10 protein-coding genes are annotated in these 11,014 nt (G+C 44.1%); 1 reads left to right on the forward strand and 9 read right to left on the reverse strand.

Annotated elements, in window-relative coordinates; translation table 11 throughout:
• Positions 1-169: 169 nt before the first annotated feature.
• The 5 genes from F6K57_RS30710 to F6K57_RS30730 all read right to left on the reverse strand — a co-directional run bounded on the left by F6K57_RS30710 (position 170) and on the right by F6K57_RS30730 (position 3,672).
• The gene (locus tag F6K57_RS30710; RefSeq protein WP_293039906.1) at positions 170-508 is read right to left on the reverse strand and encodes a hypothetical protein; all 339 of its coding nucleotides are present in this window, start codon (positions 506-508) and stop codon (positions 170-172) included.
• A 338-nt stretch (positions 509-846) separates the two neighbouring features.
• Positions 847-1,161 (reverse strand): TMEM14 family protein, encoded by a 315-nt coding sequence (locus F6K57_RS30715; protein ID WP_293024780.1) that lies wholly within the window; start codon positions 1,159-1,161, stop codon positions 847-849.
• A 37-nt stretch (positions 1,162-1,198) separates the two neighbouring features.
• Complete coding sequence (locus tag F6K57_RS30720; protein WP_293024765.1) at positions 1,199-1,381, reverse strand: hypothetical protein; 183 nt, start codon at positions 1,379-1,381, stop codon at positions 1,199-1,201.
• 121 nt (positions 1,382-1,502) lie between these two features.
• Entirely contained in the window at positions 1,503-3,221 is a 1,719-nt protein-coding gene (gene ureC / locus F6K57_RS30725) for an urease subunit alpha (protein ID WP_293039903.1), read from the reverse strand.
• Positions 3,222-3,354: 133 nt separating this feature from the next.
• The gene (locus F6K57_RS30730) at positions 3,355-3,672 is read right to left on the reverse strand and encodes an urease subunit beta (RefSeq protein ID WP_293024769.1); all 318 of its coding nucleotides are present in this window, start codon (positions 3,670-3,672) and stop codon (positions 3,355-3,357) included.
• A 1,208-nt stretch (positions 3,673-4,880) separates the two neighbouring features.
• On the opposite strand from F6K57_RS30730, the gene F6K57_RS30735 reads away from it, so the two are divergent.
• On the forward strand, positions 4,881-6,674 hold the full coding sequence (locus tag F6K57_RS30735; protein ID WP_293071958.1) for a sodium:solute symporter: 1,794 nt from the start codon (positions 4,881-4,883) through the stop codon (positions 6,672-6,674).
• 205 nt (positions 6,675-6,879) lie between these two features.
• Here the strand turns inward: F6K57_RS30735 and F6K57_RS30740 are convergent, their stop codons facing one another.
• The 4 genes from F6K57_RS30740 to F6K57_RS30755 form a co-directional block, all read right to left on the reverse strand.
• The gene (locus tag F6K57_RS30740; RefSeq protein WP_293071959.1) at positions 6,880-7,617 is read right to left on the reverse strand and encodes a hypothetical protein; all 738 of its coding nucleotides are present in this window, start codon (positions 7,615-7,617) and stop codon (positions 6,880-6,882) included.
• A 31-nt stretch (positions 7,618-7,648) separates the two neighbouring features.
• Entirely contained in the window at positions 7,649-8,890 is a 1,242-nt protein-coding gene (locus tag F6K57_RS30745) for an RNA-guided endonuclease TnpB family protein (protein ID WP_293024774.1), read from the reverse strand.
• A gap of 70 nt (positions 8,891-8,960) precedes the next feature.
• Positions 8,961-10,319, reverse strand: a complete 1,359-nt coding sequence (locus F6K57_RS30750) for a zinc metalloprotease HtpX (RefSeq protein ID WP_293071960.1) — start codon at positions 10,317-10,319, stop codon at positions 8,961-8,963.
• A 366-nt stretch (positions 10,320-10,685) separates the two neighbouring features.
• Positions 10,686-11,014, reverse strand: a 329-nt coding sequence (locus F6K57_RS30755; protein ID WP_293071961.1) for a cupin domain-containing protein, incomplete at its 5' end; no start/stop codon positions are given.

The raw sequence follows: 11,014 nt of genomic DNA on the forward strand, positions 1-11,014 counted from the left end.
AAATAATCGATAATTCCTGGAAATAATACCGAATTGTTTGGCTGCTCAAGCTCTTATTTATAGCTAATTAACCTGGATTTATACCTTAAAAATTACTAACTCAGAAACGCAAGGTACTAGACTTGGTGTAGCTTTCGTCCCCCGCCCCAAGCACGGGGGTTTTCAGCTTTCAAGAACTCTTCATAAATATGAAAGAGAAGATGGAAATTAGGACAAAACCAATAACGAGATTCTCGACAGGTAGGGTAGATTGAGGGTTTTCAAGAAAATTAACTGTCGGTCTGACCACATTTTCCAGATTTATGGGATTGTTAAACTGGACTTCTTGGAAATAAGAATAACTAGGTTCATAACTAGGCTCTTGGGGATTGATAAACACTAGAGAAACAGCTTGATCCATCGGACTCACTTCGGCTAATTCTTCAAAAACCAAGTTACGGCTACCGTTAGCAGTCCTGGCGATGGCTGGACTGGTTGAGTTATAATAGATATCTGTGGTGAGAGACACTTGACTAATAATTATTACTATTGGTAAGGTTACAGGTAAAGCACCGCCTAGGCTATAGGGGTTTCTAGCCCAATCTTAGCATTTATAGATAGGATTTATAGATAGGATTTATACATAAGTCAACTGCGAAGACAGGAAGAAAAATAAGCTCAAAGGAAGTTTAGGGGCTAATACTGTTGGCATTTTGCTCTTCTCAGCACGAGACCGATGTACACAGATACCAAATAGACTCAGATTAGTCGATCGGTTAGCCTATCCGGTATCTGTGTGTAAAAATCCATGGTGTGCTTTTCTGGTTGATCAAATGCATTCAGGGGGGACTATATAAAAGCCTGGTTTTAAGCCATAGCTGGATAAAGCATCACCCCTAGAGACACCACACCAGCAATGATCATGAGTCCAGCTGGCATAAACTTGCGAGTTTTAGCGAGCCGGATGGCAAACACAATCACCAGTGCAGCTGCTACGGCTATCCCTAAAGTTTGTGCCCAGGGTTGTCCTTGAAGCTGCATTATTCCAGCAAATATTAGCAATAAACCGCTGATTATACCAGAAATGAGAGATATTTTGCTTTTGGCTTTAGCATAGCCCATGATTCCCCCGATCAGGGCTAAGATTCCGTATAAGAGTACTGCTGCAATACTTAGATTCATCGTTAAATTTTTTGTCAAACTGAACTAAGTTATACCTCTAGCTCGATACCTCTATGGTCAGTTCAGCAGAAAACTTAACATTAGGGAGTAGGGAGTAGGGAGTAGGGAGTAGGGAGTAGGGAGTAGGGGTAACTAGTTGAATGTACCTTATAAATATGGTAAACCCTATAACGGCTATAGCAATTATCATACTCATCAGGTACACAGGATTTTTGTTCACTCCCCCCCCTCCCTGGCTCCGGGTCTCCAACTCCACAAATATTACACCTACTCCCTACTCCCTGCTCCCTGCTCCCTAAAACCCAAGGATTTGTACCTCACCCAATTGATAACTGCTATTATCAAAATAAGAAGTAACGCTGTGCCATGGGTAAAACCGTTGCGGGCTCGCATGTTAATAATTCCCCATCAGCTCTGACTTCATAGGTTTCTGGATTGACCTCAATCTGTGGCAAGGCATCGTTGAGTTTCATGTCGGTCTTGCTCAAGTTTCGGGTGTTGGAAACGGCAACAGCAGATTTTTGTAAGCCAATTTGAGCTGGGATGTCTTGGTCTAAGGCAGCTTGGGAGACAAAGGTAACGGATGTGGCTGCGATCGCACCACCAAAACTACCAAACATCGGACGCATATGAATCGGCTGGGGTGTCGGAATACTAGCATTGGCATCACCCATTTGGGACCATGCGATCGCACCACCTTTAATCACTATCTCTGGCTTGACTCCAAACATGGCTGGACGCCACAGACACAAATCGGCTAGCTTCCCTTCTGCGATGGAACCAACATAATTAGCAATTCCGTGAGCGATCGCAGGGTTAATCGTATACTTGGCAACGTAACGCTTGGCTCGGAAATTGTCATTTTCCCCAGTTTCCCCAGTAGTGGTGGATAACATTCCCCGTTGCACTTTCATTTTGTGGGCTGTCTGCCAGGTACGGATAATCACTTCACCCACCCGTCCCATGGCTTGAGAATCAGAGGCAATCATACTAAAAGCCCCTAAATCATGAAGGATATCCTCAGCAGCAATAGTTTCCCGACGAATCCGGGACTCAGCGAAGGCCACATCTTCAGGAATGCCCCGGTCTAGGTGATGGCACACCATGAGCATATCGAGATGTTCTTCTAGGGTATTAAGGGTATAGGGACGGGTAGGATTGGTAGAAGAGGGCAATACATTAGCTTCACTACACACTTTAATAATATCTGGAGCATGACCTCCCCCTGCTCCTTCGGTGTGGTAGGTGTGAATGACTCGGTTTTTGAAGGCAGCAATGGTATTTTCCACAAACCCGGCTTCATTTAGGGTATCGGTATGAATTGCCACCTGGACATCAAACTGATCCGCCACACTTAAACAGGTATCAATAGCGGCTGGAGTAGTCCCCCAGTCTTCGTGCAGCTTCAATCCCATCGCACCTGCTATCACTTGTTCCTGTAATCCCTCGGGTTTGGCACTATTGCCTTTACCTAAAAACCCTAGATTCACAGGAAATGCATCCGCAGCTTGCAGCATCCGGTGAATATTCCAAGCACCAGGAGTACAGGTTGTGGCGTTAGTGCCAGTGGCTGGACCTGTACCACCGCCGATCATAGTAGTGATACCAGATGCGATCGCAGTTTCAATCTGTTGGGGACAAATAAAGTGAATGTGAGCATCAATCCCCCCAGCCGTGACAATCATTCCTTCCCCAGCAACTGCTTCGGTGCTAGGACCAATAATAATAGTGACATTGTCCTGGATGTAGGGATTTCCGGCTTTGCCAATGTTGACTATTTTGCCATCTTTAATACCAATATCGGCTTTAACAATACCCCACCAATCCAGGATGAGGGCATTAGTGATCACCAAATCCACAGCACCCTCAGCGCGGGAGATGGGGGATTGTCCCATTCCATCTCTAATCACTTTACCACCACCGAATTTAACTTCATCACCATAGGTGGTGTAGTCCTGTTCCACTTCGATCACTAGTTCTGTATCAGCCAAGCGGATGCGATCGCCTACGGTAGGACCATAAGTTTCGGCGTAGGCACGACGATCCATACGATAACTCATCAATAACTCCTTGATTGAGGGTAATAGGTAATGGGTAATGGGTAATGGGTAATGGGTAATTTTATCCCCTTGGCCAAACTCTCGGATTACCTGTGGGTAGGGCTTGCTTTAGAAAAAAAATAGTAATTATATATCAAGTTGAGCTATCAAGTTGACCATTTATTTTGCCATTGAAGCCGTAGACCTGACGACTACCAACAATAGTGACTAATTCCACCTCTCGTTCGTCTCCCGGTTCAAAGCGGATAGCGGTGCCAGCTGGAATATTTAAGCGCATGCCTTTAGTGGCTTCCCGGTCAAATTGGAGAGCTTCGTTGACTTCAAAGAAGTGAAAGTGAGACCCTACTTGAATAGGGCGATCGCCTGTATTCGCTACCCGTACTCTGATGGTTGCACGACCAGCATTGAGTTCTATTTCCCCTGTTTGGGGAATGATTTCGCCTGGAATCACTAACTAACTCCTTAAACCCTGACTAGCTTTTTATTATCTCGTGAATTAGTTGATTATCTCGTAAATTCGATTTTTTTTGTAGCCTTAACTGACACACTGAAGCAGGGCAAACGCATCTACCTCTCTTCTGTCACTCAGGGAGTTGTAAAATGAAGAGCAAACCTATTAAACCCGTCAGTCGAGTATGGTAGAGGCGAGACAGGCTGCTTCCACAGTGAGAAAAGTAGATACATACTGTGAACTGTACAAAAACTTATTTGTAGAAGTAAGAGCCTAGGAGTACTTTAAATACATTCATTTGGGACGTGCTTAGTGACTTTGAAATAGTTGACCAGAGATAGGTAAGGTAGTAGGGTTAGAAAATGCACAAGGATTACACCATTGTCTTGATGCAAAGCGCGAGTGGGGGAAACCACGGCAGACGAAACGAAGCGAGAGGGTCGCCTTATTCAAAAATATTTAACCCTTTTCTGCATAACCTGCTGACTATAAAGGCGACCCTCTCTTACGGTAACTATCGCCAAAGGCGCGCTTGGCCGTAGGCCACGCCAAAGGCGAACGCGAACAAACCACTCGCCCTTTGCATCAAGACAGAGAAGTTATTTAGGGAAAGAGAGGATTAAGACAATATTGGGAGAGCACAACGGATAAAGAGAGAATACCAGCCGATTCAACTTGGTTTGTCATGACGAAAATTCCCAAAATCACCTATGACCAAGTTGGCCAAATATATCAAATAAGAGCTTGGTTGGAATATGGATTTAAACAAACTAAAAGTGAATTAGGTTGGGCAGATTTACCCGTAAATAATTCTGGTTAAACCATTTTTTTATTCTTGATAAACTTCCATATTTATTACTTATTTAATTCGGAGAGTGACAGAAGAGGAATATATTAACTGCTTGTCCAGGATAAAGCTATATCGTTAGCCGACTGCTAATAGTTGACTGTTTAGATCAGATCAAGTCTGCTGGCGTCGTTCGTTTATAGTCTTAGTTTTTTGGTCAAAAGTCCGTTGTCATTTGTTATTGGTATTGAGAGTCCATAGCCTCAACACCTGCAGAAGACTCTTGTGTTATACAATACCAATGCGCTTCGGACTTGATATCATGCAAAACTTTCTTGTCGCCATTGATTTTTCCGAGATCAAGCCAGTAGTGATTGCCCAAGCCGAAATACTTAATCCTTAATCCTTCATAATAAAATTAATGCATCCAGTTGATTACATCATTGTTACTATTTACCTGATTTGTATAGTCCTTTTTGGGGTTATTCTTCAACGGAAAGCATCTGAGGGTATAGAATCCTACTTTTTGGGAAATCGCAATCTGCCCTGGTGGGTTTTGGGGGCTTCTGGAATGGCCTCCAATACTGATTTGGCTGGGACGATGGTGATCAGCGCCTTAATTTATGCTCTGGGAACGAAGGGATTTTTCATCGAAATCCGGGGTGGCGTTGTCTTAATTATGGCTATTTTTATGATATTCATGGGCAAGTGGAACCGACGGGCAAAGGTGATGACTTTGGCGGAATGGATGCACTTGCGCTTCGGCTCAGGACGGGAAGGCAATACGGCTCGGATCATAAGTGCTGTTGCTAATATTATCTTTGCTATTGGCTCAATGAGTTACTTTTCGGTTGGGGGGGGCAAATTCTTGGGGGAATTTCTGGGTATTGATGACCGCTATGCTTCGATATTTTTGATTTTGCTCGCCCTGGTATACACGGCTGTTAGCGGTTTTTACGGCGTGGTATGGACGGATGTATTTCAAGGTATTTTGATTTTTATTGCGATTATCTATATTTGTGCGATCGCATTCTCTACGGCAACTATCCCGGATACCTTCTCGGTCTCGATTCCTGGGGCTGAGCAATTGCAAACTTGGAATTTCACAGAGTGGAGCAGCATCTCGCCCCCAATCACAGTTGATCTACCGGGAGACTATGCCATATTCAACTTGTTCGGTGGCGTGATTTTATTCTATCTGTTCAAAGAAATTATGGTAGGGTTTGGCGGCGGGGGTGGCTATATGATCCAACGCTATTTTGCCGCAAAAAGCGATCGCGAAGCCGGGTTACTGTCCCTATTTTGGATAATCTTGCTTTCTTTCCGTTGGCCCTTGGTTACAGCCTTTGCAGTATTGGGTATCCATTACGGAACCACTAAGGCGGTAATTGCTGACCCTGAACTTATCTTACCAACGGTGATCGCAGAATATGTGCCAGTGGGGATAAAAGGGTTGCTGATAGCTTGTTTTATTGCAGCAGCTATGTCTACCTTTGACTCAATCATCAATGCTAGTGCTGCTTACTGGGTTAAGGATATTTATCAAGCTTATATCAATCCCCAAGCCTCTAGCCAACAACTAATTATTCAAAGCCGCTGGGCATCAATTGTAATTGTAGTGGTGGGATTGCTATTTAGTTTCAATATCACCAATATCAATGACATTTGGGGATGGCTAACCCTGGGACTAGGTGCTGGACTGTCTATTCCTCTGGTGTTGAGATGGTACTGGTGGCGCTTTAATGGCTATGGATTTGCCCTTGGGACAGTGGCGGGGATGGTAGCGGCTATTTTAACCAAGGCAATAGTAATACCCAATTTAAATTACGCTCAATTTCAGGAATATGCGCTGTTTCTCATTCCCAGCGTTTGCTCATTACTAGGATGTATCCTAGGGACATTTTTAACTGAGCCAACTGACCGGGAGGTGATGGATAATTTCTATCGAGTCACTCGACCGTTTGGATTTTGGGGAGTAATCCGTCAAAACCTCCCAGCTAATAGTCAGGCAAAAATCAGGAACGAAAATCGGCGGGATATTCTATCTACATTGATCGGAATTCCTTGGCAGATAGTGTTGTTTTTAATGGGAATCATGTTAATGATGAAACGTTGGGATAATTTTGGTATCCTGTTGTTTTTATTTATTATCCTATCTATTTGTTTGTACTTTAATTGGTTTAGACACCTGTCAAAAGAGGTGAGACTAGATTAAGTTTTAAAGTATAGCAAAGGGAATAGGGAATCGGGAATCGGGAATCGGGAATCGGGAATCGGGAATCGGGAATCGGGAATCGGGAACAGGGAAAAGTAGGAAAGACCGCGCTGCATCACTACTCCCTACTCCCTACTCCCTACTCCCTACTCCCTATTCCCTCAAACCCCCCGATTACCGATTACCGAAACAACTGGACAGGATATCAGAGGACAAAGAAAAGTCCAAATCCCAAAATAATTGCTCCAACTGCAACAGTCAATGACCAGAAACGATGGTAACTGTTGACAGTGGCGCTATTGCTTTCCAAGTGGATCAAGTCTAGCCAAGGGGCAATTCCTCTGCGGAACCAGCCAACTACATTGACTTGGGAGCCAATTAAGTTCTGCACCTTACTGCTACCAAAGAGGAAGTTACCGATTGGACCAAAGCGAGAAGCATAGCGGGTATAAATCATCCCACTGCGGTCTTGAAGCTTGAGATCGGAACCAAATTTATAGCCAGCATCGCCGCGACCAATTAACTCACCTTGGAGTTTCACGGGACGACCACGCAAAGGACTGGCGTACGGGTCACACATTAAGGTGAAGATATCCGATCGAGACGATTGCTTGAAATCTGGGTACATCACCAGGGTCTTAATCAAGGTTCCCACAGCAAAGCCAAAAAGCATAAAGCTGGGCAATACTGTTACCTGAGCAGTCCAACTCAAGACGATAGAAGCAATCATTAAACCAGTAATACTACCAATGAATTGAGCATTGAACAATACGATATCCACGGCAAAATTACCATAGAGCTTTTTCTTACTGAGCTGATTGCCTTCTCGGACGACAGTAGCCATATCAAATTCAGTCTCTAAGTCCATTTGCTCAGCATAAGTAGGTGAACTACCCCGACCTACTACGTTGTTCGCGTTCGCGCAGCGGAGGCCGTAGGCCACGCTTCGCGAACGGCTTTGCCGAAAGCGTGGCCTACGGCCAGGTCGGGGCTTCCAGTTTCACGGAAGAATGCCTTAACTTGGACGGGCGTCCACGTCTTGGTCTTGCTTCTTCTCCACTGGCGTTGACCTCCTCCGTCCCAGAGGAGGCTAGCATTCTGATGCCTTCTGCCCTAATATTCTTTGCCGCATTACCATCTCTATCGTGATGAGTTCCACAATTTGGACAAGTCCAAGTCCTGATATCCAGTGGCAACTTTTTGATTCGGTAATGACAATTAGAGCAGGTTTTGGAACTAGGGAACCATCGACTTATTTCGACCAACACTTTCCCCTCTTTCTCGCACTTATAAGAAAGAAAATTCACAAAAGTTCCCCAACCTAGATCAGATATTGCTTTAGCTAATTTATGGTTACGTTCGCGAAGCGTGCGCGTAGCGCACAGCATGCCCTTGACATTTAGGTTTTCGACTACCACTACTTGGTTGTTGTCAACTATCTTCCTAGATAGCTTATGGAGGTAGTCTTGGCGGACATTTCCAATCTGTTCGTATACCTTAGCTACAATCTTTTTGGCTTTTTTGCGCCCATTACTGCCTTTTTTCTTTCGGGCAGCAATACGTTGCTTTTTGGCCAGTTTATTTTCGTACTTAGCTAAGTGCCTTGGATTCCTAAACTTGGAAATCTTTTCGCCATCGTAGGTAATAGCAAAATCCTTAATGCCCAAATCAATTCCGATAAACTTTCCCTTTGTGGAAGGCTGTAAATAATCCGAATCATATTCCATCAACACAGAAGCATAGTACTTCCCAGAGGGGGTTTTACTGACGGTTACAGTTTTGATTTCTCCATCTAGTGGTCGGTGAATTATTGCCTTGACAAATCCTAATTTACCAGGAAATTTAAGGCAGTCATCAACTTGTTTTACGTTCTGGGGATACTGAATCGATTGGCGCTGATGATATGATTTGAACCTAGGATATTCAGCCCTAGCCTCAAAGAAATTTTGATAGGCACGACTAAGATTGAGGCTCACAGATTGTAAAACCTGAGAATAACATTCTTTTAGCCATTCAGTCTCTTTTTGTTTTTTGAGTTTTGGTAGCATAGAGTTGAGTGCAGATTGTTTTAGCCCTTTGCCAGTTTCTTTATAGGTTTCTATACACTGATTTAGCGCATAATTCCACCACCAACGAGCACACCCAAAATGTTGGGCAAGGATTTGAACCTGTTCTTGGGTGGGATAGATTCTGACTTTGACGGCTCTATGTTTCATTACACTCAACCTCTTTATCGACCTTAATTACTATTATATATATTTTCTATTAAGGAGTCAAGGTATAAAGTCAAATCCCTGGCTCGCTATCCATCCCCAACCTACAACGCACGAGGTTGGGGAATTTCGCGAGTTTTGTTAAAGCGCGGACTCGTTTACCGGTTAGGGGATGAGTAGAATTCAACTCCATCCACCAACCCCAGGGGTTAAAGATATCCCATAGAAAAACTCGTCCAACTTTCTGGGAGTCTGAGGCGATACGATAGGCGGTACCAGTGGAAGCAGCAGCTTTGTGGTCGCAAATACCGAGGGCGCGGGTTCCTTCAATCAATTTACTGGGTTCTTTTGCTCGTTCCCCTTCTTCCACGATACCGTAGGCAATCTTCACCAAAGCTCGTGATAGAGCATTTGGGTTACCGGTAGTTTCAGCAGCAAAGTGATCAGCATAGTACTCTCGGGTTCGGGATAGGTACAGCACCAGGTAAGTGCCGATGATGTAAAACACATAAGCTACCATTGCTGCTGTTTGAGCAGCATCTTTGCCTTTACTGTTACCACCGCCGCGACTGATCCGTCTAGCGAAAGAATAGATCAGGTAGGTGATTTGTACCAAAGTCGCCGCTAAGGTCATTACGGCAAAGTCCCAGTGGACAATATGCCCTAATTCATGGGCATAAACTGTGGCGATTTCATCATCATCAAGGTAAGTAAATAAACCCTGACTAACGACTAAACGAGCGCTGTTTGGTAAAGAACCATAGGTAAACGCGGTGGGATTTTGGTCGTCAATGATACCCAATCGAGGTTGTTTGATATTTTTTTCTTGACAGACCCGCTCAATCACCTCTGCGCTTTCAGGACTATAGCGCTGGATATCTGCTAGGGTTACCCAACGGGTTTGGTAAAGCCACCGTTGGGTTAAGTCCATGATCCAGGGAGAGATGAAAAAGGCAGCAACATTAAAAATTAGGGTGATGGCAACTGAGATGATTAACCCAGTAACAGGATTGTTACTATTTAGGATTAGCAGCAAACTCAGAGATAAGACTAATACCATCCCAAATAGTAAAGAGATGGTAACACCAGAGGCAAGGGCAAGATTACCGGCAATGCCTTTCATGGCTAACCTGATTCCAGTTTGCGCCACTCTTCCGGCTTTGTGACGGGATTTTGACATGGCTTTAGCTATTGTTTTTGTTAGGGTTGTTTTTGTTGACTTTGAGGTGAGGGTGGTCAGACATTTTTTTGCCCAATTGCTGACCTGGGAATTTGGGTGATTTTCTAACTTCCGACAGAGGGCGATCGCTTTTTTGTTCTCACCATTGCCGCTATAGGCTTTCACCAGAGCTGCTTGGGCTTGACTATACTCTTGAGAATGGTGATCGCGAGAATGTTGGCAATAGTGGCAATAGTCTTCTAGCCATTGCACCGCCTCTGCATAACGTTTTTGTTTGAGAGCATTTAATCCATTTTATAGTGACATCGGCGTCTTCTCATCATCTCCTAGTTCAGTCTGGCCCTACACTTCTATGAACTGTTATATGAACTGTCATTGAAGGTAGTCTGGTCTTGGTTGGGCTTATATAAACTATTCCCATCTAAGGACAGAGTTTCCTGATTTAGACGGATTTCGGAAATATAAATTTACTAGAGTTAAGGGAAAATGAGACGACAATAAATAGCGATCGCATTTCCCCATCACAGCAGTAACCTATACTAAGTAATCAGGAGTAGCTAATCAAGTTATGAAATGTTTTACATAACTTAATATTTTAGGGGCATACTTGAAGGGCGATTACTCTATAGCTTTTGTGATCTGCTGCTGTTGCAAATTGCCATGAACGGCTAGCCAAATGCAGGGTGGCTCAGCACTGGTATATTCCACTCGATGCTTTTGATGAGCTTTAATAAATAGATAATCCCCTGGTTTGAGCTTGACACTGGAACCGTCAACGTAGCTAAGGGTTGCTTGCCCTTGTAACAGGATTACCCATTCATCTTGGTCTTGGTCATACCACTCTCCGGTTGGTGTGGTTTGTCCAGTGGAGATGATGCGCTCGATTAATAGGTTATCGGTAGATATCAACGGTTCAAACAGTTCTTCGGTAGGAAGTTCAGGAGGTA

The sequence above is a fragment of the Moorena sp. SIO4A5 genome, from assembly GCF_010672005.1.
In the GTDB taxonomy this organism is placed as follows: Bacteria; Cyanobacteriota; Cyanobacteriia; order Cyanobacteriales; family Coleofasciculaceae; genus Moorena.

Bases quoted from the DNA above. Each gene is read 5' to 3' on its own strand.
- F6K57_RS30715 (WP_293024780.1), bottom strand. From the start codon at position 1,161: ATGAATCTAAGTATTGCAGCAGTACTCTTATACGGAATCTTAGCCCTG.
- ureC (WP_293039903.1), bottom strand. From the start codon at position 3,221: ATGAGTTATCGTATGGATCGTCGTGCCTACGCCGAAACTTATGGTCCT.
- F6K57_RS30735 (WP_293071958.1), top strand. From the start codon at position 4,881: ATGCATCCAGTTGATTACATCATTGTTACTATTTACCTGATTTGTATA.
- F6K57_RS30745 (WP_293024774.1), bottom strand. From the start codon at position 8,890: ATGAAACATAGAGCCGTCAAAGTCAGAATCTATCCCACCCAAGAACAG.